The organism is Sulfurimonas sp. ST-25, assembly GCF_048079205.1.
GTDB classification, from domain to species: Bacteria; Campylobacterota; Campylobacteria; order Campylobacterales; family Sulfurimonadaceae; genus Thiomicrolovo; species Thiomicrolovo sulfuroxydans.
This window is the reverse complement of the sequence record NZ_CP182225.1, coordinates 838,357-861,644: the sequence shown is the minus strand read 5'-3', so window position 1 is coordinate 861,644 and position 23,288 is coordinate 838,357. Positions and strand designations below refer to the sequence as shown.

The following is a 23,288-nucleotide window of genomic DNA, read 5'->3' as shown; positions in this document are numbered from 1 at the left end:
ATGATCGCATACGAATCCCTCAAACCGTGGCTTTTCAAACTCCAGCCGGAGACGGCCCACCACGTCGTAGCGACCCTGCTGCGCACGGCCAACGCCTGTCCGTCGCTCTTCAACCGCTGGCAGGAAAAGCACTTCGTCGCCGACCCGATCCTGAACCAGGAGCTCTTCGGGCGTACCTTCCCCAACCCCGTCGGTCTGGGAGCGGGCTTTGATAAAAACGCAACGATGATCCGCGGCATCCAGGCCCTCGGTTTCGGCTACACCGAGATCGGCACCGTCACGCCCCAGCCGCAGCCGGGCAATCCGAAACCGCGGATGTTCCGCCACGTCGACGAAGAGACGATCCAGAACGCCATGGGCTTCAACAACGACGGGATGTACAAAGTGCAGCAGCGCCTGAAAGCGCGCTACCCCTTCACGACCCCCATCGGCGTCAACATCGGCAAGAACAAAACGACGGAGGAGCAGAACGCCATCAGCGACTACACGCAGCTTATCCGCGGCCTGCATGATCTGGGCGATTACCTCGTCATCAATATCTCGTCGCCGAACACCCCCGGCCTACGCGACCTGCAGAACGAGACGTTCATCGCCGAGCTCTTCGCCGAGGCGAAGACGATCACCGACAAACCGATCCTGCTCAAAATCGCCCCGGACATAACCCCCGAACAGGCGGTAGCGCTGACGACCCTGGCCGTCGAGAAGGGTGCCGACGGGATCATCGCGACCAATACGACCATCGACTACTCCCTCGTGGCCCAGCCCAAAAGCATCGGCGGCCTCTCGGGCAAAGTCTTAAAGGAGAAGAGTTTCGCCATTTTCGAAGCCGTGGCGAAGGAACTCTTCGGTAAAACGGTGCTCATTTCCGTCGGAGGGATCGACAGCGCCGAGGAAGCCTACCGCCGCATCAAAGCGGGGGCTTCCCTGGTGCAGGTCTATTCGGCGCTGATCTTCAAGGGGCCGGAGCTCATCGGTGACATCAACCGTGGGCTCGCCGACCTGCTGAAGCGCGACGGCTACAGCAGCATCACCGAGGCCATTGGAGCCGACAGACGATGATCAGAACGGTTATCGCACTATTTTTCACCTTAGGAACGCTTATGGCAAATTCGCTGCCGTCTTATGAAACGCAGACACTGGAGAACGGGATGCAGGTCGTCGTCATCCCGATGCACAACGGCACCGGCGTCATCTCGACCGATGTCTTTTACAAAGTGGGAAGCCGCAACGAAGTGATGGGCAAGAGCGGCATCGCGCACATGCTCGAACACATGAACTTCAAATCTTCCGAACACCTCAAAGCGGGCCAGTTCGATGAAGAGGTCAAGAGCGTCGGCGGCGTCAACAACGCCTCCACCGGGTTCGACTACACCCACTACTTCATCAAAAGCTCCGCGGGGAATGCGGAAAAATCCATCTCCCTCTTCGCGGAGCTGATGGCCAACCTCAGCCTCAAAGACGAGGAGTTCCAGCCCGAACGCGATGTCGTTGCCGAAGAGCGCCGCTGGCGCACCGACAACAACCCACTGGGCTACCTCTATTTCCGTCTGTTCAACAACGCCTATCTCTACCACCCCTACCACTGGACGCCGATCGGCTTCATGAACGACATCCAGACCTGGACCATCGACGATATCCGCAACTTCCATGCGACCTATTACCAGCCGCAGAATGCAATTCTCATCGTCACCGGCGATATCGAACCCAAGACCGTTTTTGACCTGGCGAAAAAGCACTTCGGCCCCGTCAAGAACAGCCGCGACATTCCCAAAGTCCTGGCGAAAGAACCGGTACAGGACGGCGCCAAGCGCGTCTTCATCGAAAAAGAGAGCGAAGTGGAGATGATCGCGATCGTCTACCACATTCCCGACTTCCGCCACCCGGACCAGCCGGCCCTCTCGGCCATCTCCGAGATGCTGAGCTCCGGCAAAAGCAGCCGGCTCTACAGCGAGCTTGTCGACAAAAAACGCCTGGTCAACCAGATCTATGCCTATAACATGGAGAACATCGACCCGGGCGTCTTTATCTTCATGGCGGCCTGCAACCCGGGCGTCAAAGCCGAGAGCGTTGAAGCAGCGCTGCACGAGCAGATCGAACAGATCAAGGCCCACCCCGTCTCCAAGGCGGAACTTGAAAAGGTCAAGATCAACACCAGAGCCGACTTCATCTTCTCTCTGGAGAGCGCCAGCTCCGTCGCCGACCTCTTCGGCGGCTACCTCGCCCGCGGCGACCTGAAGCCGCTGGAGACCTACGAGGAGAACATCGCCGCACTCACGGCCGAGCAGATCCAGAAGACGGCGCAGACCTATTTTGACGACAAACACTCCACGACCATTATTTTGAGAAAGGCAGAGCAATGAGCATTATCACCGGTTCCTCCACCGCGCTGATCACCCCGTTCAAAAACGGCAAACTCGACGAACAGACCTACGCGGCGCTGATCCAGCGCCAGATCGACAACGGGATCGATGTGGTCTGCCCGGTCGGTACGACCGGCGAGAGCGCGACCCTGACGGCGGACGAAGATATCCGCTGCATGGAGATCGCCGTCGAAGTGTGCAAAGGCACACAGACCAAAGTCCTTGCCGGTGCCGGCAGCAACGCAACGGCCGAAGCCATCACCACGGCCATCCGTGCCCGCGACTGCGGCGTCGACGCGATCTTCTCCGTCGCGCCCTACTACAACAAACCCTCCCAGGAGGGGCTCTACCAGCACTACAAGGCGATCGCCGAAGCCGTGCCGGAACTGCCGTTCATGCTCTACAACGTCCCGGGACGCACGATGTCCGACATCTCCGCCGATACGGTTGTGCGCCTCTTCAACGACCTGCCGAACATCTTCGGCATCAAAGAGGCGACCGGAAGCCTGGAGCGCACCGTCGAGCTGCTTTCGCGCTGCCCGGAGCTCAAAGTCTTCAGCGGCGACGACGCCATCGACTACCCCATCCTTGCCGCCGGCGGCGCGGGGATCACTTCGGTCACGGCGAACCTGCTTCCCGATATGAAGAGCGCCCTGGTCAAAAGCGCACTCGAAGGCGACTTCGCCACGGCACGCGCGCTTAATGAGCAGCTGCTGCCGATCAACAAGGTCCTCTTCTGCGAGGCCAACCCCATCCCGATCAAGGCGGCCATGTATATTGCGGGCCTTATCGACACCCTCGAGTACCGCCTCCCCCTTGTCCCGCCGTCCGCGGAGAACATGAAGCGCATCGAAGCCGTCATGAAAAACTATACTATTGTAGGAGTCAACTAAATGTCAGAAATGAAGGGCAAAACACTGGTCATCACCGGAGCAACCAAGGGGATCGGCAAAGCGATCGCCGAAAAGTTCGCCGCCAACGGTGTCGATATCGCCTTTACGTATAACAGCAACGAGGCCGTCGCGAACGAGCTCGCGGCCTCCTGGGAAGCTGCCTACGGCATCAAAGCACGCGCCTACGCCCTGAACATCCTCGAACCCGACGAGTTCAAACCCCTCTTCACCAAGATCGACGAAGATTTCGACCGGATCGACTTCTTCGTCTCCAACGCGATGATCTACGGCCGCCCCGTCGTCGGCGGCTACGGCAAGTTCATGCGCCTCAAGCCCCGCGGCCTGAACAACATCTACACCGCGACGGTCAACGCCTTCGTCATGGGGACCCAGGAAGCGGCGAAGCGGATGGAAAAGGTCGGCGGCGGCGCCGTCGTCACAATGTCCAGTACCGGGAATCTCGTCTACATCGAGAACTATGCCGGCCACGGTACGAACAAAGCGGCCGTCGAAGCGATGAGCCGCTATGCCGCCGTGGAGCTGGGTGAAATGAACATCCGCGTCAACGCCGTCTCCGGCGGCCCGATCGATACTGACGCCCTCAAAGCCTTCACCAACTACGAAGAGGTCAAGGCCGAGACGGTCAGACGCTCCGCGATCGGCCGCATGGGACAGCCCGAAGATATCGCCGGCGCCGTCTACTTCCTCTGTACGGAAGAGGCGAGCTGGATCACCGGCCAAACGATCGTCGTCGACGGGGGTACCACTTTTAAATGATGTACACGACAAAGGAACCAAGTCCCTTTATCTACGTTAACACTGGGTTCGCTTCGGCAGCGGGCCCGCGCGCAGTTTTACCGCGCCTAGAAGGACAAAACCTTGTTTAACCTGCCCAACTCTTTGGCACTGTCGCGCATCATCATCGCGCCGCTGATGTTCTGGATCATCCTGAACCCACAGTTCTTCACTGTGCAGGGGATCGACATCAGCTGGAACTACTACTTCGCCGCCCTGCTCTTCGTGCTCGCCAGCGCCACCGACTTCTTTGACGGTTACATCGCACGCGAACTCGACCAGATCACGATGACGGGCAAGATCCTCGACCCCCTGGCGGACAAGATGCTCATTCTCGCCGCCTTCCTTGGGCTGATGATGACCGATGCCGCCTCACCGTGGGCCATCTATATCATCATCGTACGCGAGCTCTTCATTACCGGGTTGCGGACCGTCTCCATTACGGAAGGGATCGACATCGCCGCCTCTTGGGCCGGCAAGGTCAAAACGGTTGCGCAGATGTTCGCCGTCGGATTCCTGTTGATGCACTGGCCCGGCGGGGAGATCCTGCTCTGGATCGCCGTCGTCCTCACCGTCTACTCCGGGGCCGAGTACGTCGTCGGCTTCGCCCGCACCTACGCAAGGCACCACGCGGCATGAGCTGGTTAGTCTCCCTCCTCGTCCTCTCGGCGCTGATCTTCTTCCATGAGCTCGGGCACTTTGCCGTCGCCCGCCTTCTGGGGGTCTATGTCGAGGTCTTCAGTATCGGCTTCGGCCGCAAACTGGCCAGCTTCCGCGCCTTCAGTACCGAATGGCGCATCGCGGCGATCCCCCTGGGTGGCTATGTCCGCATGAAGGGCCAGGACGACAGCGACCCCACCAAAACGAGCCCCGACCCCGACAGCTACAACAGCAAATCGCCCCTGCAGCGCATCGCGATCCTGCTCGCCGGCCCGGCGGCCAACTTTGTGCTGGCCTACGTGCTTTATTTCCTGATCGCCCTCGGCGGACCTCAGGTCCTCTCCCCGGTCATCGGCAGCATCGTCGAAGCCTCCCCTGCAGCAGAAGCGGGCCTCAAAGAGGGAGACCGCATCCTCGCCATCGATGGCAAAGCCGTCACGACGTGGGATGAAATGTCCGACACCGTCAAGCAGGCCGAGAAGACGCTTTACCTGCAGATCGAACGCGACGGCATGGTCGAAGAGGTTGCCGTAACGCCGAAGATGACCGAAACGCAGAACATGTTCCGCGAGACCGTCTACCGCCCCATGGTCGGTATCGGTTCCGCCGGGGAGACCCATGCACTGGATCTGGGACTCGCCGGGGCGCTCGGCTACGCTGCGGCGGAGACCTGGCAGGCCTCCAAGCTGATCTTTATCAGCCTGGAGAAGCTCATTACCGGAGCCGTGCCGACCTCCGAGCTCGGCGGCGTCGTCACCATCGTCAAGATCACCGCCGACGCCAGCGAGAGCGGCTGGATGGCCGTCTTTTTCTTCGCGGCGCTTATCTCGGTCAACCTCGGCGTCCTGAACCTGCTGCCGATTCCCGCCCTCGACGGCGGCCATATCATGTTCAACCTCTACGAGATGGTGATGCGGCGCGCCCCGAGCGAGGCGGTACTGATGAAGCTCACCATCGCGGGCTGGGGGATTTTGCTCGGGCTGATGAGCCTCGGACTCTATAACGATATCAACAGGTTGATGCAATGACACAGACAGAGTATAAAATTTACATCGACAAGATCGTCGAACGGATCGAACGGGCACGCATCCTCGTCAGCGAGCACCACATCGTCAAAGTGGTCGCCGTCAGCAAGTACGTCGATACCGAGGCGGTCAAATCCCTTTACGAGATCGGTCAGCGCGCCTTCGGCGAGAACAAGGTCCAGGACATGAAGTTGAAGATGGATGTGCTCGACGACCTTCCGCTCGAGTGGCACTTTATCGGGAGCCTTCAGAAGAACAAGATCAACCAGCTGATCGACCTGGACCCTTTCTTGATGCAGTCGCTCCACTCCCTCGAACTAGCCCAGGCCCTCGACAAGCGTCTGGAGGCCAAAGGCAAAACGATGGAGTGCCTCCTGCAGATCAACAGCGCCAAAGAGGAGACGAAGTCCGGCGTCATGCCCGAAGAAGCAGGCGACGTCTACGCGCAGATCGCGGAGAGCTGTCCGCGCATCGACCTGCGCGGTGTCATGAGCATCGGGGCCCATACCGAAAACAACGACCATATCAAACAGAGCTTTGAGACGACCCGCAAGATCTTTGACGGGCTCAAAGGGGCAGAGATCTGCTCCATGGGAATGAGCGGCGATTTCGAACTGGCGATCGCCTGCGGATCCACAATAGTTCGCCTCGGTTCCCTTCTTTTTCCCGGGCGCTGAGGCGCCAACCTTTACTTTTTTTTAACAAAACTCCTCAATATCTTTTAAAAATACGTATTTAAAAATAGGCAATAATTATCACCTTATCATCACGTATTATTTTTTCGTAACGGAACCATAAGCAGTAAATATAGTATTTTCTTATTTTTATCACACGTTCATCACAGTCCCTTTTAAGTTTTTTCCCTTTAAAGATAGATTAAAAAAACAAATGCAAAACTAACGGGATTTCTATCACTGAGGAGTACATGATGAATCGAAAACTTCGTGGCGTTTCTGTTTTAACGGCAGCAGCGCTCACCCTGGCTGCACTGTCAAGTACGACATCGGCTTCTGTCAAAGACTATGACAAGAATCCGCCGTTTAGTATGACCTTGCTCAAGCCGACTGAAATGAAAATCGGTGGAAAGAAAGTAAAAGCTTACAATCCGAAAAACGATATCAATGCGTTCGTCAACTATGAGTTGGGTATGCACTGTGTCGGTTTTGAGATGAGCTACTGCTGTGTCATTCCGCCTTATAACTCAATCCAGTCCCAGGCTGTAAAATCCGGTACCAACGGCGCACTGCCGAAACTGCTCACACCGGATGACAAAGTCAAGCTCTATTACTATACGAAAGACAACTCTTATAGTGAAGGCAACAAGATGAAGTACTGGTCTGTCGCGAAAGACGTCGACGGCAACGGCCGTATGGACGACCCGGGCGACAACGTGGCCAACTACGTCTGGAAGCACCTCTTTATCTATAAAGATCTTGAAGGTACGATTCCTAAAGGTGCTACGGCGAAAGACCGCCTCTTTGTCGGTAAAGACATTAAAGTACCTATCGATTCCGGTCCGTCCGGCAAACACATCGCCGGCGGTTACCTCGAGTATTCCGGTAAAGACGGTAGCAACGTCGTCTTCACGAACACACTGGTTCCGCCGGTCCAGAACATTCCGCTCGTTCTGACGGCATCACACCTGTGGGATGCACTGGGTCTGCCGCTGACGGCGTTCAACGACTCTACACGCAGAGGGACGATCCGTTCCGTTACCGAAAAAGATTTCCAGCCGTTCCAGAAGTCTGCGGTTCAGGTTCATGACCAGAACGGTCGCCCGCTTATGGATGAAAACGGTCAGATTATCGAGTATTTCGGTACCAACCCGGTTGATATCCCGAACTGTTATGCATGTCACTCCCGCCAGGGTAAAGCTGCCCAGATGGCACGCGACGAAGGCCTCAATGCCAGCGACCGCGAATACGCTTACTGGAAAACATACCCGGATGAGAGTGAATACATGGCTCGCCTCAGTGAAGCATCCATCAACATTCTCTCACTGCACGACGCACACCACGGTACATCATTCCTGAAGTACTACAACGACAAAGCCTCTTCCAACCGTCTGGGTCAGACCGGTGAAGTCAACTGTGCCGACTGTCACGGTGACAACGTTTCCGGTAACCTCGAGGAACCGCGTCCGGGTGCAACAGGCTACAAGACTGTCAAGGCTAAAACGCTCACAGAAGCAATCCACGGTTTCCACCTCTCTATGGTTCCGATGCCGGATGCAGCTGGCCGTTCACAAGCATGTCAGTCCTGTCACCCGACACACTTCCAGAACCCGAGCATGAACGACGATACGAACCCGTACCGTGTTGCTGACCGCTACGGTGAAGGCCGTTTCTCTGAAGGCGATGTCCGTACAAGCGGTGGTGGTTGTTATGTCCGCCGTGACGCGCACTCCAACCCGGATGCCAAACCGCCGTTCTTCCTGAACGAATACGGTAAATTCCAGCTCAACGAAGTCGCACACAAAGATGAGAACGGTGAGCGTGTTTCCAAAATGCGCGGTCTGTACTGTACGAACTGTCACACGAAAGTCGCGCAGAAAATGCAGGCACTGGATGACCTCAAAACGGTTCAGACCCTTGAAGGTAAATCCATCCGTAACAAATCTCTCAAAGAGATCGTCAGTGCAGTTGCAGGCGGCGACATGAAGAGATTCGTAGCGATCGCAGACCCGAAAACAACCGGCGACAACGAAGTTATGAAGTACTATACAGACCATGAATCTGCTGTCCTCGTCAAAAACGTCGCGAAAGACGGTCTTGACCTGAAACCGTGGAACCACCCGACTGGCGGCGCGGTACCGTATGCAGCGGCATCCGGCGGTAACGACTGGTGGCTGGCAGCGGGCGAACCGCACTGTGCAGACTGTCACATCGCTCCGTTTGTTGAAAGTGAAGGCGGTCAGTACTTCCCGATCGACCAGAACAACAAACTGTCTCTGTTCCGCTACTCTAAAGCACACGGCGACCTGGCTTGTCAAACGTGTCACGAGTCCACACACGGCCTCTACTCTACACGCTACGACGGACCGAACCGCACGGTTGACATTACGACGCATGAGCAGGCGCTGCAGTACAGCCCGGACGGCGAATATGCAGGCCCGGTTACATGTTCCGCATGTCACACGGTCAACAAGAAAGGTGTACCGGTTCAGCTCGAAGGCACCGCGTATGCTGACGACTACTGGGCTTCTGTCACCCTCGCTCACTTCATGAGAAGCGGCGATCAGAAACTTTCTGTCAAAGAACTGGTCGAGAAGTATCCGTATAACAAATCGACTCAGATCGTCAAAGACGGCTGGAATTAATCCAGACCGTTTAACCATACGCCAAAGGAGCTAAGCCCCTTTGGCTACGCTAATCCCCCACGGGGACTTCTTCGCCCTGCTCAGGGCGCGCAAGTTTTACTCGGCGTAATGCCCACACTCCGAAAGTATTTCCTCCGCTGCACGTGCAGTATAACCGCGCTTCTTTTTTCTCAAAACTCACCTAAACCAAATCTATCAGACCACTCAACAGCTTTTCATCGCCTATCTAACCCGAAACTAACCCGATAGCCACTACAATCCCTTTATGAGTACGATCGCAATTATCGGCGGCGGCGCCGCGGGACTTATGGCGGCCATTACGGCGGCGGAACAGGGTGCAGAGGTCACGGTTTACGAGCAGAACGGCGAACCCGGCAAAAAAATCCTCGCCTCGGGGAACGGCCGCTGCAACATCATCAACCGCGCGACCGGCATCAAAGATTATGCGGGGGAAGCCCCCGCCTTCGCGGCAACGGCACTGGAGACGATGAACTTCGCCGCGTTCGAACGTTTCTGCAAACGTATCGGGCTGCTGCTGGAGGTCAAAGAGGATGGCAAATGCTACCCCATGAGCCAGGAAGCCCGTACCGTACAGTCCGCACTGATCCGGGCGGCGCAGCACCGGGGTGTGCGGTTTGAAAACAATGTCGCCGTCACCCGCATCGAAAAAGAGGGTAAGCTATTTGTCCTGTCAGTTTTGGAGGAGACACGCGGATATGAACGCCTGATCATCGCGACAGGCTCCCCCGCCGCGCCGCAACTGGGCGGCAACGAAAGCGGCATGACCATGGCCGAGCATTTCGGCCACCGCATCGTTCCCCCCTTCCCCTCCCTGGTGGGGCTGCACCTGGAGTCTTCGAGGCTGGAGAAGATGGCCGGGACCAAGACGACGGCACGGGTGACGCTGCTCGTTGACAACCAGCCCCTCCGGGAGGAGGAAGGCGACCTGCTCTTTACCCGTTACGGCGTCTCAGGCTTCGCCGTCCTCGACCTCTCCCACGCCGCCTCCAGGGCCCTGCGCGATTTTGAATACGTCACGCTGAGAGTAGACCTGCTCCCCCGCTTTACCGCGCAGTCACTGGCGGCGCAGCTCGAACAGATGGCAAAGTTGATCCCCGACGACACCCTTGCCGACCTGCTGGGCGGGCTGCTGCCGCGCAAACTGATCCGCCCCCTGCTTCAGGCCCAAAAACTCTCTGCGGAGCAGCGCTGCAGTGAGCTCAACACCAAAACGGCCAAGAAGATCGCCTATATCATCAAACAGTGGCCGTTTACGGTCAGCGGCACCCACGGCTACCAGCATGCCGAAGTCGCCGGCGGCGGTGTCGCCACGGACGAGATCGACCCCAAGACAATGGCATCGCGCAAGGCGGAGGGGCTCTATTTTGCCGGGGAGGTCATCGACATTACCGGGCACCGCGGGGGGTTCAACTTCCACTTTGCCTGGGGAAGCGGCTACCTGGCAGGCCTGCATGCCGCCAAGACATCCCGCTCCTAGCGCTGTTCGAATCCTCCTTCGAACAGCTCTTCGATGATGTCATAAGAGACGTTGTCGACCACGCTGAGCGGCGATCCCTCCCAAAGCAGCCGTTCGAATTGGTCGAAACAGTCATCGTTCGGGCAGCTGACGGCCGCTTCGACACTGCCGTCGCTGCAATTACGGATATAGCCGCTCACTCCCGCCTCTTGGGCAAGCTGCTGGATGGTCGCACGGTACCAAACGCCTTGCACCCTGCCCCGGATCGCGTATAGTCTGCTCTGCATCATCTCCCCCTTTTTGTTTATTGTAGCGGCAGACGCGTTGTGTTTTACTTATCCCGACGCTATGGCGGATTCCCGCCCGATTTTCAGTACAATAAACGATATTATTTCCATCGGAGTACCGCCATGACCGCACTCATCATCCTCGCCGTCGTCATCGTCATCATCGTATTGATGTACAACAGCCTTGTTGCCAAAAAGAACCAGGTCGACAACATTTTTGCCGGGATCGATGCCGTGCTGAAGAAACGCTACAACCTCATCCCGAACCTTGTCAGCTCCGTGCAGCAGTACATGCAGCACGAGCGGGGGATTTTGGAGAAGGTCACCGAACTGCGCTCTCAGGCGATGAAACCAGGGATTTCCGACGAACAGAAGATCGCCCTGGACAAACAGATCACCTCCGCGCTGGGCAGCATCATGGTCGCGGTGGAGAGCTACCCCGATCTCAAGGCCAACACAAACATCATGCACCTGCAGCGCACCCTCTCAGAAGTCGAAGCCCAGATCTCCGCCGCCCGCCGTGCCTACAACCAGGCCGTGACGGACTACAACAACGCCATTGAGATGATCCCGACGAACATTCTCGCCAACATGATGAATTATCGCCGAAAACAGGTCTTCGAGATCACCGAGGATGAACGCAAGAACGTCGATGTCGGAGCCCTTTTCAAACAGTAATCCCTAATGAAAAGTGCATCGGAACTCACTGATTTCTACTATACGGAGCTTTATGACTCCCTGCAAGAGCTGGAGCAGAAGCGCAACGCGGTCCGCAAGAAGGTCCTGACCCTCTTTGGCATCCTCGGAGCGCTCTCCCTGCTCATCATCGGCTTTATCTACAACAGCTGCCACTGCTTTAACGAATCGTTCATCTGGGTCGGCGTCGGGGCGACCGCCATCGGTGGCTTCGGTTTCCGTTGGCTCATCAGCGGCTACCGCAGCGGGTTCAAAGAGAAGATCATCCGGCCTCTGATCGAAGCGATCGAAAAGGAGCTGCATTACGCCCCGGACGCGGCCATCCCCCAGTCGCTCTTTCAGTTCTCCCACCTCTTCGAGCAGCGCATCGACCGTTTCCGTGGCAACGACCTCGTGCGCGGTACCCTCGACGGCGTCTCGCTGCAGTTCTCCGACATCCATGCCGAGCACCGCAGCCGCGACTCCAAAGGGCGGGAGCACTGGTCCACGATCTTCCAGGGGCTCTTCATTGTCGCGGACTTCAACAAACACTTCAAAGGGCGCACCCTCATCCTCCCCGACCTGGCCGAGAACCTTTTCGGCTCTTTTATCGGGGGGATGCTGCAGTCGCGCAACTTCACCAAGGACCAGCTCGTCAAGATGGACGACCCCGCCTTTGAGAAAGCCTTCGTCGTCTACGGCACCGACCAGATCGAAGCGCGCTACATTCTCACGCATACGATGATGCAGCGGCTGCTCAAACTGAAGAAGGATACGGGCAGCAAGGTCTACGTCTCCTTTAACGGCGAGAAGATCATGATCGCCGTCGACTACGACAAGGATCTCTTCGAACCGACGGTCTTCCAATCCCTCCTCTCCATCGATCAGGCCATGGGCTACATCCGTACCCTGCGTTCCTCCATCGGGATCGTCGAGGAGCTGAAGCTCAACGAAAAGCTCTGGAGCAAGGTCTGAATATAGGCATTTGATCCCAAGCCTTTCCATGCTAGAATCTTATAAATCTCGCAAAGGACCCCTATGAAACTTCTCCTCTCCCTTTTCGCGCTCACGCTCAGCCTGATGGCCCTGCAAACCGGCCAGCCCCTTCCGGCGCTTGCTCTGCAGGGCGACGACGGCGGCAAAGTCGACGGCACGCCTTGGAACAGCGACGAGCTCAAAGAGAAAGTCCACGTCATCTTCTACGTCGACCCGGACGAGAAAGACCTCAACAACCCCTTCTCCGACGCCTTGAAGGCCGAGGACTTCGACCGCAGCCGTTTCGCCTCCGTCGCCATCATCAACATGGAGGCGACCTGGCTGCCCAACTTTGCCATTGCCAAATCGCTCAAGGCGAAACAGGAGAAGTTCCCCGATACGATCTACGTCAAGGATATGCATAAAAAAGGGGTCTCCGCCTGGAAGGTCGCCGACGACAACTCCGATATCATCATTACGGATAAAAGCGGCAACGTCCTCTATCTCTATGAGGGAGAGGTGCCCGAAAGCAGCTTCGCCGAGATCATCTCCCTGATCAAGGAACATATGTGAACGAAACACTCCTCTCCATAAGCATCCGCGACTTCTTCTCCAAACGGATGCTCCAGTTTGCCCTGGTACCCTTCCTGGGCACCATTCTGATCATGTACACCCTCTTTTTCGGTATTGCCGACGCCGGCATCGACTCGCTGCGGGAGAGTACGCTTCAGATAGAGCAGCACCAGCAGACGCAGCAGAACGGCGTGGTGGAGACGCAGAGCGAAACGACGACGGTCGAAGGGGGCTCGGCCATCCTGCGCTTCTTGATGGAACACACTGTCACCTCGTGGCTGGTCAGCTTCATCGTCTTTACCGTCGGCGGGTTTATCACGTTCATCTTTGCCATGTTCATTGCCCTGATCATCATCGGCTTCCTCACCCCCTACATCGTCAAAGAGATACACCGGCGCCACTACAGCCACCTGCCGCTGGAGCACCACGGTTCCATCCTGGGCATCCTCCTCGCCTCGCTGAAGCATGTGCTCATCATGCTCCTGCTCTTTTTGGTGCTGACGCCCTTCTATTTTGTCCCGCTGCTGAACCTCGTGGCCTTCAACCTCCCCTTTTACTACCTGTTCCACAAGCTCTACCTGCTCGACGTCGCCTCGGAAACGACGACGAAGGAGCGTTTCAAGCTGATCATGGCCTTCCACGGTGGGAAAATAAGAATGACGACCCTGGGACTCTACCTGCTCTCGCTGGTCCCCTTCGCCGCCTACATCACCCCCGTCTTCAACGTCATCGTCCTTACGCACTCCATGTTCCGCAAAAGTGTCGAGGTCGAAGCGCACCACGAAAGCGTCACAGCTGCGAAAAGCGCTGTAGACAAAATCCCGAACGGCTCTAAGGACGCGCTGCCGTCGTAACTTTTCTCCTATTTCAAAAGTCCTGCGGGCTTTTGATGCTCTCTTATATTAACTCCTTTACAATCATGACTTTCTCCTTAATATCGAACGCTGCTGGTAGACCTACACGTAGTCAATCTATCCCCAGATCACGATCATTGCTCTACAGTTATTTTTACCAATAGCACTCCAAAAGGTTTAATATATTGTATATTGTTATTATTTACCAGGTTTTTCTAACCAATAATGTTCTATAGTACTCTGAAATGTAAGCTGATTAATGGTTGGGTGCCAATAGCATGGAAACACACGTAGAGTTTCGTTCCAGTCTCGTTTCTTCGGTGAAAGAACTTGCAACTGTATTGTTCGAACAGCTAAAGCAGGAAGGTATTCAAGTCAGGGCTCCTTTCAGTGAGGACTGGGGATGGACGATTCCAATATGCAATGATGCATTCCCAATTTGGATTGGCTGCGGCCATTGTGAGGAGTACGTCGATGGCTTTCTCTGCTTCATCGAACCAAGAAAGCCGTACGTTAGAAAATTCCTTTTCAAAAAAATTCCAACTGCACAAGAGGTTGAGACTATACAAAAAGCCCTTAGCAAAGTGCTTGCTCAAAATGAAGAGATCTACAACATCAAGTGGTGGACGGAATATGACTTCAACCATCCAAGTATCTAACAAGCATAGAAACTCAAGAAACGATACTGGGACATAAGCTATAGCAACCTATTCCATAACTATTTTGCGGTTAAACAAGATAGCAACTCAAAGGATACCAGATGCATTTTTTCGCACTTCTTATTTTAATACTTCTTCCTATTGCTGCAATTGCTGAAACTATGGAGACATCAGAAATCATTTTATCCATTATAAATGCCTCTGATAATGATGAACAAATATGTCGAAGGGCAAAAGAAATGACAGATGGCAATATGACAAAAGAACAGTGCTTTGAGAAATTGCCCGCATCAAAAGAATTTTGTGCCGAGACAGTAAACAATTTTATTGGCATGTATGTCACGGATGAAGAAGTAGCAAGATATGTCGTTCGAAAAATTATTTTCTGCCAAGTTTGGACCGTGCTTGGATATGAAACGGTTGTGGATGACAAAGGAATTCACTATGTCAAGAAAGAAGGAGGTGTACTGCCATAGCGCATTTGCCAACAAGGCACAGGAGACCAATCAAAAACCAGCAGGCGGCTTTTTGATTGCCCATTTTAAACGTTATATTAAAAAGGAAAATAATTGAAAAAGAATATACTCATACTGATTCTTCTGACGATGATATCAGTAATAAATGCCAGTGCTTTTAATAACCCCAGTGGGTCTATAAAATCTTTCCTACTCGTACACAGTTACCTCAAAAAAACAGGTGGTTCGCTCTATCAAGATGAATCAAGGGTATCGGGACTTGTGAACGATGATACATACAAAATTGAATTAATAGCACCAAATGTGTGGACAATTCCCAATAAACTTGGGACAGGTTTCGTGTTAGGTGTAAGGTTCTATGATATTCCACAAAACGTCCAAAGCCTGGAATTACGCGTAAACTTTCCTGAAATGACTCTCCCCACTGGAGAAAAGCGTTCAAGTATAAAACGTCCCATAGATATTTCAGGGCATAAAGGAAGCTATGACTGGTTTTTTGAATATTATTTCGACGCCGCTTATGAAACTAACCCTGGGGATTGGACGATACAGATTTATTCTAATAGCGTCTTATTGCATAAATCACAATTTGAAGTCGTTCAAAGCAATACTATTGAATAGAAGGAATATGACAATCCAAAGAAGACCACTCAAAAACTAGCAAGCGGCTTTTTGATTGCTCATTTCAAACGTTATACAGTGAAGAAGGGATCATGAAAGAAAAAGGAACTCTCACTTTTTTCTGCGGAAAGATGGGTGCCGGAAAATCGACGAAATCAAAAGCCGTGTCAGCTGAAAAAAATGCAGTGCTTCTGTCCGAAGATGATTGGCTATCATCGCATTACCCCGGACAGATCAACTCATTTGACGACTACCTGAAATTTTCCATGATGATCAAGCCGTTTGTGAAATTGCATGTGCTGCAGATCATCAATACGGGCACGAACGTGGTGATGGATTTTCCGGCGAATACGGTTAGGCAGAGAGCGTGGTTCAAACAGCTCTGCAGTGAAGCTTCGTGCGAACATGAGCTGATCTTTCTCGACGTGAGCAACGAACAATGCTTATCTCAGATTGCAAAACGCCGAACCGAGCAGCCGGAACGGGCGCAGTTCGACAATGAAGCGGTGTTCAACCATGTCACCCAGTTCTTCGAGGCTCCAAGTGAAGACGAAGGGCTCAATATCCTACGTCTGGCAGGAAAGGCTTAATCTATAATGCAAACCAAAAAAAGGAATTTAAGTGTTTAGATATCTCATTACAACGTTTCGCACACCCCAGTTCGACCCGTCAGTCATTGAGGCGCATTACGCTTTTCTCGATGACCTGAGACAACGAGGCAAACTTGAACTTGCCGGTCCGTTTACGGACAAGAGCGGCGGTGCATACTTGATTAAGGCTGACAACCTTGAAGAGGCCGAGGCCATAGCGTTCAGTGACCCGGTGCATACTTCTAAGTCATCCATCGTTACCGTCTACGAATGGAACGCAAAATGAGTCAAACAAATACTGGGGAACCCAATCAAAAACCCGCGAGCGGCCCAACGCGTTAAACTGCTAAAAGCGGGGTTTGGAATATATATTTTTAGATATTGGTCAAAGAAGAAAGAATGGAATTTGTCATTAAAGACTTTGAAACGAAATACGCCGATAGCCTGAACAACCTGGCATTAGAAGCTTTTGGCGAGTATCGAAACGCCTATAATGATTGGCCCGCATTCTCGAAAAAAATCAGTGATATGGCTTCTTTTGCAGATCATGCGGAAATCATTGTAGCAACGCAGAGTGACGCACTTGTCGGGGCCGTAGTGTACGTCGGTCCCGACCGACCGAAATCCGATATCTTTGCCAGCGATTGGGCCGTACTGAGAATGCTGGTGGTTGCTCCCCAAAACAGAGGTCTTGGCATCGGAAAAGCGTTGACGCAGGAGTGCATTCAAAGAGCCGTGCGGGACAACGCGTCGCATATCGGCCTGCACACGAGTCCCGTCATGAAAGTCGCACTTCCCATGTATTCGCGGATGGGGTTTGTCAAACAAACAAATGTGGCCGACATCTACGGAGTCCCTTATGCCGTCTATGCAAAAAACGTCTCATCCCAAAGCAAAAAATGAAAGCAAAAACAGTAGCGAATGAGGGGGCTGCATGAAGACGATCGGTCTCATCGGCGGCGTAAGCTGGGAGTCGTCGTCTGAGTATTACCGCCTGATCAATCAGGCTGTCAAGTCGCAGCTTGGAGCTCTGCACTCTGCCGAACTGGTGATGTACAGCCTGGACTTCGAACCCGTCGCCCGGCTCGAGCACGATGAGGAGTGGGACCGGTTATCCGAAGTTCTTGGCACTGCAGCGCATAAGCTCGAACTAGCTGGAGCGAGCTTCGTTCTGATCGCATCCAATACGCTGCACAAAGTTGTTCCGCAGGTACAGCAGCAACTCGGTATTCCGATCGTACATATTGCAGATGCGGTGGCGGAAGCGGTCGCTAGTGCGGGAGTTTCCACGCTAGGACTGCTCGGGACGAACTTCGTTATGGAACAGGCTTTTTACCGGGAGCGGTTGGAGCGGCATGGACTTAAAATCATCACTCCTCCCAAAAAAGCGCGAGACTTTATTCATAACGTGATTTATGGAGAGCTTGCTTTGGGTGACATACGCCAGACGTCGCGCACCAGGATACTTGAAATGATCGGGGATCTGAAGAACGAGGGCGCAGAAGGTATAGTTCTGGCAAATACCGAACTGCCGTTATTGATCCGTGCCGCAGAGATCCCCATGACCCTATTTGATTCTATGGCTATTCACATTGACAAGGCCGTTGCACTGGCGCTTGGAACGGAAGCTGTCCAACAGATGGAGACCAAGCAGTAACCCGCATTTGGTCACCCTTGTCATACTGCTTGATCTGGCAGCTCTATTCGTACTCGTCAACGAAGCTCTGATGTGTTGAATACAACAGAAAGTTTTCAAAGCAATTTTTTTCCTCCTCCCATACACCACTATCCATTATTTCCGGCACTTTTGACGAATAACACTGCTATCCGCTTTGTCTCCATCGCCTCGATTCTGCATTGGCCAATTTCCATGGGATTCATCTGTATAATATTAGAAATAGAAATAAATTACGTTTTAGTCTGTTTAAAAAAATGTACATATTTACAATAATCTGCTAAAATTAATGCCATTGAATTGTTAGGAAATAATATGACTGGTGTTTATCTATTTCTCATTTGGACGGTAATAGCTGTTGACATTGGCGCAATCATGTCTATTTTATTGGAAGAAATACTCTATACAAGAAGAACAAAAATCTTCAAAACCATCGTCATATTGGGCGTCCCATTGATCGGAGCAGTCTTCGAAATATGGTTGCTGCGAAAGTACAAAGAAAATGATACGGCCACAGACAATCGAACGGATGACCTATTCTATACCGCGATGGATATCTGAAATCCCCAACGAATCCGAAGTGACCGTTTAAAAAACAATAGGCGATTTTGATTGCTCTTTTTAGACGTTGAACATCAATGACATAGAAACCATATGGCTATTCACGAACTACATACAGAAATAGAAATCGATGCACCCGCTGAACGGGTATGGGAGATCCTGGTTGATTTCACGGCATATCCTCAGTGGAATCCTTTCATCCGTTCGATACAGGGCACCCCGATCCAGGGTAAGCGGCTTCGGGTTGAGATCCAGCCGAGCGGTAGCAAACCTATGCGTTTCTCTCCGACAGTGCTCGCCGCTGAAGCCGGGCGCGAACTGAGGTGGCTGGGCCGGGTTCTGTTTCCGGGTCTCTTTGACGGCAAGCATGCTTTTATCATCGAACCGCTCGGCGAAGACAAGGTGCGGTTTCAGCAGAACGAGCGCTTCAGCGGCATCCTGGTCGGACTCTTTCGCTCCAGTCTGGACAGCGGCACCAAACGCGGGTTCGAAGAGATGAATCAGGCCCTGAAACAGCGGGCAGAAGAGCGTTCGCAACCAGACAGGGATGCCATTGCTTGATTTTCTTATCGAGGAATTGATCGGCCAGACCCTTGCAGAGCTCATCCCCAGGAAATTAGTTATATACATTATTGCCTTGCTCATGGCTGTGGCAGCCATGACATTCGGATATCTTTCCGGTCACATTGTCTATGACTTGATCGTGGAGCCAAAAAGCATCGTCAAAGTCGTCATTATGGGGATCGGAGCCTTGCTGATTTCAGGCTTGTCGATCGGATCATTATATTTGATGAGCAGCGCATGGAGAAGTCGAAATGATTAACGCATCCTGCAACATTTACGTTATGCGACTATAGTCATAAAATGAAAAAAGCAGTTTCGATAGCAGCCTTGCTCATTGCAGCGATTATCCTCTGTACCTGGGCATTCTATAAACCGGTTCGGATCATTGCACCTCAACTGGCCGGTGTTTCGTGCTTCGGCGACACCCTATGTACGGACGATGCTTCCCGCCTGAAAGACGCAGCCGCACTCTATGAGGAAGCCCTGCGCTTCGTCGACACCTCCGTCGGCGAGATCAAGAATGCTCCGCGTACCGTATTTTGCAGTTCAGAAGCCTGTTCCGAGTCATTCGGCTTGGGAAGGCGCTCGGCAATCACCCTGGGGACTTTCGGCATCATTATCGGACCCATGGCCTGGAAACGGTATTATGTAAGGCACGAAATGATCCATCATCTTCAAAATGAAAGATTGGGCATGATCAGTGTTTTACGGGCTCCAAAGTGGTTCACCGAAGGGATGGCATATTCCCTCAGCAAAGACCCCCGCCCCAAGTTGAAAGACCCTTTTGAACACTACCGTTCCCAATTCGACAATTGGTACAGCAGGGTAGGCGAAGAGCGCCTGTGGGAAGAAGCGCACAGTTTGTAAACATACATTTTGAAATCCCGGCTGATTACGGAGAAAAATATGGCCTTGAAAACCGTTCATCCGAACATAAACCAGGCTCCCGGCCCCCGCCTGTGGCTTAATGTGATCCTTCTTTACCTCATCATCCCGCTGGTGCTTCTGCTCTGCGGCGGCGATTTTGGATGGTGGCAGGGCTGGGTCTACTCCGTGCTGCTGTTTCTTGCCGGTGTCGGCGGACGGTTTCTGGCAGAAAAACGGCATCCGGGCATTCTCGCAGAGAGGGCCAGCCTTGAAAAGGCACAGAGTGCGAAGCCATGGGATAAAATTCTTGCCCCCCTGATGGCGGTGAGCCTCTCATTCCCCCTTGTCATCGTCGCGGGTCTGGACCACCGCTATGGATGGACACCGCTTATGCCGGCATGGCTCAACCTTCTCGGCCTCGTGCTCATCGCGCTGGGGTACGCCTTCGCCGCCTGGGCCATTGTCGAGAACCGCTTTTTCTCCACGACGGTGCGTATCCAGACAGACCGGGGACACACGGTTTGCGACAGCGGCCCTTACAGGGTCGTGCGCCACCCGGGCTATGCTGGCAACCTTCTGGCCCTTGCCGGCATCATCATCGCCCTGGACTCACTGTGGACCCTCATCCCTGCCGCGGCGGCGTTGCTCATCGCCGTGATCCGGACCGCGCTTGAAGACAAGACCCTTCATAAGGAGCTTCCCGGGTACCCTGATTATGCGAAGGACGTACGCTATCGCCTGTTTCCGGGGATCTACTGAGGGCAGCTTCATTTCACAAACTTTCCCGCGGAACACACCGTTGCGCTAAAGTGGACAGGCATGGACACGCTGCTGGCGGGCTATTTTTTGATGATGTTCATTGCACTATGGCTGATTGACGAAGGGTGGGCTGAACTATATTCCATGTCGAATTTCAGCAGCAGGTACAGTTTTTGTACTTCCCTTCCGACAGACCAGAGTAAAGAGGATATATATGAATGCGTGTTTGACGAAAATATGCGAGACATTTGAGGAGACAACGGACTTTCTCTCAAACAGGACACCGGAAAAAGAGAAGATCGTCACCGCACTGTTTTTTGAATTTTTGGATTGCTTCTCCTCTTTGGGAGCCGAAAAACTTGAATATCCCAAAGAGTTCCAAAACGATGTCAAGCTCTATCTGCAGGGCCATACCATCTTGAAGAAAAAGTTTGAAGACGTCGAAATCCGCTACTTGATGCTGAGCGATTTTTACGATTTTTGCCGATTGACAAAAAGGTATATGAAATAGGGGGTTTCCTGCCCGTTTCCGGGAGATGAAGTACAATTGGCAAAAGCACATGTGCCATCGTCGTCGGCATAGAGGAGCTGTTCGATAAAGGCACGATTCATGAAAAAATACATTTTCTATACACTTTTGTCCCTCCTGCTCCTGGGTTCGTTTATCATTTTCGGCGTCATCGGTGTCTACAAAACCGAAAACGGCATCGTTTTGGGTCTCCCGGATTATGAGCGGAGGGACGTCCGCGTCTCTCCGGTCGATTTGGAGATTCTCAGCAGGGCGGATACGCTACTGCCTAATGAAAGCGCCTGGAGAAAAGCCCCTGTGTCAGACTGCTCACAATTAGAAGAACTGGATCTTTACTGCGCGTTGGAAAAAGCCTCGGTGGAGGTGATGGGCCGCTATGTCCATCGGCAGCCTGCCCTGCAGGAAGTCAGGTTTGCGATTGACGACTACTATCGGACCCGCTGGACGAAGCATCGGCTTATCGATTTCAATGCCGATAAAGCGACAGGCTTCGGAGACATCAAGTTTGTCCTTGCGCAGGCGTCATCGTCGGTCAAAAAGAAGCTTGCCGGCTACAAAAACCATGAATGAATGATCTCAGAGAGATTCAGAATACACGGTTTGCATTTCGATGACGCATGATTGGCGTCGGCGCTCATGTAATTCTTCAGAAATTTTCCCATTTGCTTCGTTTCTACAGCCCGCATTTATATCCGCAGCGCTACCATACGCGCAAAATATATCCGTGTGACATCACATGATATGGAGAGAGAAACAATGAGTATGATTCACTTTATCGGAGGAGAGAAAGGAGGCGTTGGCAAGTCCGTCTTCGCGCGCCTGCTTTCACAGTATTTTATCGACAACGACGTCGCTTTTGTCGGACTGGACGCGGACCGTTCCCACGCGTCGCTCACCCGCTACTACAAGCAGTTCACCGATGCCATCGACCTGGACTTTTTCGAGAGCAGCGACAAGATCATGGAACTCGCGCTGGAAAAAGACATCAACGTCCTGGTGGACCTACCGGCGCAGTCCGAGCGTTTCCTCGACCGTTGGATCGAAGAGAATGACGTCCTCGGCATGTGCGAAGAGACGGGGATCGAGATCGTCTACTGGTACCTCGTCGACGGCGGCAAGGACTCCGTACAGCTGCTGAAAAAATTCCTGCCGAAATACAGTGTCGTCATGACCTGTGCCGTCGTCAAAAACGAGGGACGCGGCAGCGATTTCTCCGAAGTCGACGGCGTCATCGCCTCCGTTTCAAGCGAGGCGAACGGTACGCTTAAAGAGGTGGTACTGCCCGCGCTGCACGCCCCGACCATGCAGAAGATCGACAAACACACCTTCAGCTTCTGGGCTGCCGCCAATCTCAAAGAGAACGGCACCGCCCACCTGAGCCTAATGGAACGCCAGCGCACCAAGGTCTGGCTGCGCAAAGCCTATACGATGTTCGAGTCCGTCCTGGGCCGCCCCTGATTGCATCGCGGCGTCGCCGCGACGCCCCTTTACTTTCCGTCTTCCAGGTGTTCCACCAGACGCCCCACCCTGGCGAAGAATGTCTCCAGGGCTGCATCTCCCCCCGAAACATACCAGAGCACCGTCGTGGCTTCAAATACCTTTTCAACCTCCGTCACGCCGCTCTCCGTCAACAGGTATTCCACCTGCGAGACTGCACTGTAGCCGCAGGTAAAAGCAGCCTTTTCCTGCGGGATATACTCGCTCAGCTCCGCCAGGGCCACCGCATCGGAAACCGCCTGGGTATAGGCGCGGACCAATCCGCCCGTCCCAAGCTTCGTGCCGCCGAAATAGCGCACGATGATCACGGCGGCATCGATCAGCTCATGTCCCGCCAAAACGGCGAGGCTCGGTTTGCCGGAGGTCCCTTTCGGTTCGCCGTCATCGCTGCTCCCCTCGACGACCTGCATGTGGTCATTCAAGTAGCGGAAGGCCGTCACGAAATGGCGTCCCTTGGGATGCTCTTCTTTTAAACGCTGCAGGGTTGCATCGAAGAGCTTATAGGGGACGAGATGGGCGATAAATTTCGACTGTTTGATTTCATACGTTGTAGAAACAGGCGTCTTGAGGATTTGCATGACGCCATTATAGCGGGCG

Annotated in this window: 29 protein-coding genes; 27 read left to right on the top strand and 2 right to left on the bottom strand. The window is 53.6% G+C overall.

The annotated features are described in order from the left end of the window. From ACM66T_RS04375 to ACM66T_RS04335, 9 genes are all read left to right on the top strand, one after another. A complete protein-coding gene (locus ACM66T_RS04375; RefSeq protein WP_231020672.1) occupies positions 1 to 1,059 on the top strand; it encodes a quinone-dependent dihydroorotate dehydrogenase in 1,059 nt (352 codons plus the stop codon). Then, complete coding sequence (locus ACM66T_RS04370) at positions 1,056 to 2,360, top strand: M16 family metallopeptidase (RefSeq protein ID WP_416768805.1); 1,305 nt, start codon at positions 1,056 to 1,058, stop codon at positions 2,358 to 2,360. The genes ACM66T_RS04375 and ACM66T_RS04370 overlap by 4 nt, the downstream gene beginning before the upstream one ends. Then, positions 2,357 to 3,253, top strand: coding sequence for a 4-hydroxy-tetrahydrodipicolinate synthase (gene dapA / locus ACM66T_RS04365; protein ID WP_231020668.1), 897 nt, complete (start codon positions 2,357 to 2,359; stop codon positions 3,251 to 3,253). The genes ACM66T_RS04370 and dapA overlap by 4 nt, the downstream gene beginning before the upstream one ends. Further along, positions 3,254 to 4,030 carry an enoyl-ACP reductase gene (locus ACM66T_RS04360; RefSeq protein WP_231020666.1) on the top strand — a complete coding sequence of 259 codons (777 nt, stop codon included), beginning with the start codon at positions 3,254 to 3,256 and terminating at the stop codon, positions 4,028 to 4,030. It abuts the gene before it with no gap. 102 nt (positions 4,031 to 4,132) lie between these two features. Next, complete coding sequence (gene pgsA, locus ACM66T_RS04355) at positions 4,133 to 4,687, top strand: CDP-diacylglycerol--glycerol-3-phosphate 3-phosphatidyltransferase (RefSeq protein WP_231020662.1); 555 nt, start codon at positions 4,133 to 4,135, stop codon at positions 4,685 to 4,687. Next, complete coding sequence (gene rseP, locus ACM66T_RS04350; RefSeq protein WP_231020660.1) at positions 4,684 to 5,736, top strand: RIP metalloprotease RseP; 1,053 nt, start codon at positions 4,684 to 4,686, stop codon at positions 5,734 to 5,736. The genes pgsA and rseP overlap by 4 nt, the downstream gene beginning before the upstream one ends. Then, the gene (locus tag ACM66T_RS04345) at positions 5,733 to 6,410 is read left to right on the top strand and encodes a YggS family pyridoxal phosphate-dependent enzyme (RefSeq protein WP_231020648.1); all 678 of its coding nucleotides are present in this window, start codon (positions 5,733 to 5,735) and stop codon (positions 6,408 to 6,410) included. The genes rseP and ACM66T_RS04345 overlap by 4 nt, the downstream gene beginning before the upstream one ends. Positions 6,411 to 6,661: 251 nt before the next feature. Then, complete coding sequence (locus ACM66T_RS04340) at positions 6,662 to 9,052, top strand: hypothetical protein (RefSeq protein ID WP_231020646.1); 2,391 nt, start codon at positions 6,662 to 6,664, stop codon at positions 9,050 to 9,052. A 265-nt stretch (positions 9,053 to 9,317) separates the two neighbouring features. Next, positions 9,318 to 10,550, top strand: a complete 1,233-nt coding sequence (locus ACM66T_RS04335) for an NAD(P)/FAD-dependent oxidoreductase (protein WP_416768804.1) — start codon at positions 9,318 to 9,320, stop codon at positions 10,548 to 10,550. On the opposite strand, the gene ACM66T_RS04330 is transcribed toward ACM66T_RS04335, so the two are convergent. Further along, entirely contained in the window at positions 10,547 to 10,816 is a 270-nt protein-coding gene (locus ACM66T_RS04330; RefSeq protein ID WP_231020642.1) for an acylphosphatase, read from the bottom strand. The genes ACM66T_RS04335 and ACM66T_RS04330 overlap by 4 nt on opposite strands. Before the next feature lie 123 nt (positions 10,817 to 10,939). Here ACM66T_RS04330 and ACM66T_RS04325 point away from each other — a divergent pair, with 123 nt between their 5' ends. The 18 genes from ACM66T_RS04325 (at position 10,940) to ACM66T_RS04240 (ending at position 22,652) form a co-directional block, all read left to right on the top strand. Continuing rightward, the gene (locus ACM66T_RS04325) at positions 10,940 to 11,494 is read left to right on the top strand and encodes a LemA family protein (RefSeq protein WP_231020640.1); all 555 of its coding nucleotides are present in this window, start codon (positions 10,940 to 10,942) and stop codon (positions 11,492 to 11,494) included. A 6-nt stretch (positions 11,495 to 11,500) separates the two neighbouring features. Then, complete coding sequence (locus ACM66T_RS04320) at positions 11,501 to 12,466, top strand: DUF3137 domain-containing protein (protein WP_231020638.1); 966 nt, start codon at positions 11,501 to 11,503, stop codon at positions 12,464 to 12,466. A gap of 63 nt (positions 12,467 to 12,529) precedes the next feature. Further along, positions 12,530 to 13,039: a YtfJ family protein gene (locus tag ACM66T_RS04315; protein ID WP_416768803.1), complete on the top strand. Its 510-nt coding sequence runs from the start codon at positions 12,530 to 12,532 to the stop codon at positions 13,037 to 13,039. After that, complete coding sequence (locus ACM66T_RS04310) at positions 13,036 to 13,893, top strand: EI24 domain-containing protein (protein WP_416768802.1); 858 nt, start codon at positions 13,036 to 13,038, stop codon at positions 13,891 to 13,893. Before ACM66T_RS04315 ends, ACM66T_RS04310 begins: the two co-directional genes overlap by 4 nt. 278 nt (positions 13,894 to 14,171) lie before the next feature. Next, entirely contained in the window at positions 14,172 to 14,552 is a 381-nt protein-coding gene (locus ACM66T_RS04305; protein ID WP_416768801.1) for a hypothetical protein, read from the top strand. A gap of 101 nt (positions 14,553 to 14,653) precedes the next feature. Continuing rightward, the gene (locus tag ACM66T_RS04300) at positions 14,654 to 15,028 is read left to right on the top strand and encodes a hypothetical protein (RefSeq protein WP_231020627.1); all 375 of its coding nucleotides are present in this window, start codon (positions 14,654 to 14,656) and stop codon (positions 15,026 to 15,028) included. A 93-nt stretch (positions 15,029 to 15,121) separates the two neighbouring features. Then, complete coding sequence (locus tag ACM66T_RS04295; RefSeq protein ID WP_231020625.1) at positions 15,122 to 15,649, top strand: DUF3859 domain-containing protein; 528 nt, start codon at positions 15,122 to 15,124, stop codon at positions 15,647 to 15,649. Between the two features lie 92 nt (positions 15,650 to 15,741). Further along, positions 15,742 to 16,239: an AAA family ATPase gene (locus tag ACM66T_RS04290; protein ID WP_231020623.1), complete on the top strand. Its 498-nt coding sequence runs from the start codon at positions 15,742 to 15,744 to the stop codon at positions 16,237 to 16,239. A gap of 31 nt (positions 16,240 to 16,270) precedes the next feature. Further along, positions 16,271 to 16,525 (top strand): YciI family protein, encoded by a 255-nt coding sequence (locus ACM66T_RS04285; protein WP_231020614.1) that lies wholly within the window; start codon positions 16,271 to 16,273, stop codon positions 16,523 to 16,525. A gap of 113 nt (positions 16,526 to 16,638) precedes the next feature. Then, positions 16,639 to 17,142 (top strand): GNAT family N-acetyltransferase, encoded by a 504-nt coding sequence (locus ACM66T_RS04280; RefSeq protein WP_231020612.1) that lies wholly within the window; start codon positions 16,639 to 16,641, stop codon positions 17,140 to 17,142. Between the two features lie 31 nt (positions 17,143 to 17,173). Beyond that, positions 17,174 to 17,896 carry an aspartate/glutamate racemase family protein gene (locus ACM66T_RS04275; RefSeq protein ID WP_231020611.1) on the top strand — a complete coding sequence of 241 codons (723 nt, stop codon included), beginning with the start codon at positions 17,174 to 17,176 and terminating at the stop codon, positions 17,894 to 17,896. A gap of 672 nt (positions 17,897 to 18,568) precedes the next feature. Then, positions 18,569 to 19,036 carry an SRPBCC domain-containing protein gene (locus ACM66T_RS04270; RefSeq protein WP_231020602.1) on the top strand — a complete coding sequence of 156 codons (468 nt, stop codon included), beginning with the start codon at positions 18,569 to 18,571 and terminating at the stop codon, positions 19,034 to 19,036. Further along, entirely contained in the window at positions 19,029 to 19,298 is a 270-nt protein-coding gene (locus ACM66T_RS04265) for a hypothetical protein (protein ID WP_231020600.1), read from the top strand. The genes ACM66T_RS04270 and ACM66T_RS04265 overlap by 8 nt, the downstream gene beginning before the upstream one ends. A gap of 41 nt (positions 19,299 to 19,339) precedes the next feature. Then, positions 19,340 to 19,906: a hypothetical protein gene (locus ACM66T_RS04260; protein ID WP_231020598.1), complete on the top strand. Its 567-nt coding sequence runs from the start codon at positions 19,340 to 19,342 to the stop codon at positions 19,904 to 19,906. 39 nt (positions 19,907 to 19,945) lie between these two features. After that, entirely contained in the window at positions 19,946 to 20,665 is a 720-nt protein-coding gene (locus ACM66T_RS04255) for a methyltransferase family protein (RefSeq protein WP_231020585.1), read from the top strand. Between the two features lie 226 nt (positions 20,666 to 20,891). Beyond that, the gene (locus tag ACM66T_RS04250) at positions 20,892 to 21,176 is read left to right on the top strand and encodes a hypothetical protein (protein WP_416768800.1); all 285 of its coding nucleotides are present in this window, start codon (positions 20,892 to 20,894) and stop codon (positions 21,174 to 21,176) included. 99 nt (positions 21,177 to 21,275) lie between these two features. After that, positions 21,276 to 21,764: a hypothetical protein gene (locus ACM66T_RS04245; protein ID WP_231020583.1), complete on the top strand. Its 489-nt coding sequence runs from the start codon at positions 21,276 to 21,278 to the stop codon at positions 21,762 to 21,764. Between the two features lie 186 nt (positions 21,765 to 21,950). Continuing rightward, positions 21,951 to 22,652, top strand: a complete 702-nt coding sequence (locus ACM66T_RS04240; protein WP_231020581.1) for a hypothetical protein — start codon at positions 21,951 to 21,953, stop codon at positions 22,650 to 22,652. Between the two features lie 29 nt (positions 22,653 to 22,681). Here the strand turns inward: ACM66T_RS04240 and ACM66T_RS04235 are convergent, their stop codons facing one another. Next, positions 22,682 to 23,269 carry a YigZ family protein gene (locus ACM66T_RS04235; protein ID WP_231020579.1) on the bottom strand — a complete coding sequence of 196 codons (588 nt, stop codon included), beginning with the start codon at positions 23,267 to 23,269 and terminating at the stop codon, positions 22,682 to 22,684. Positions 23,270 to 23,288: the final 19 nt, after the last annotated feature.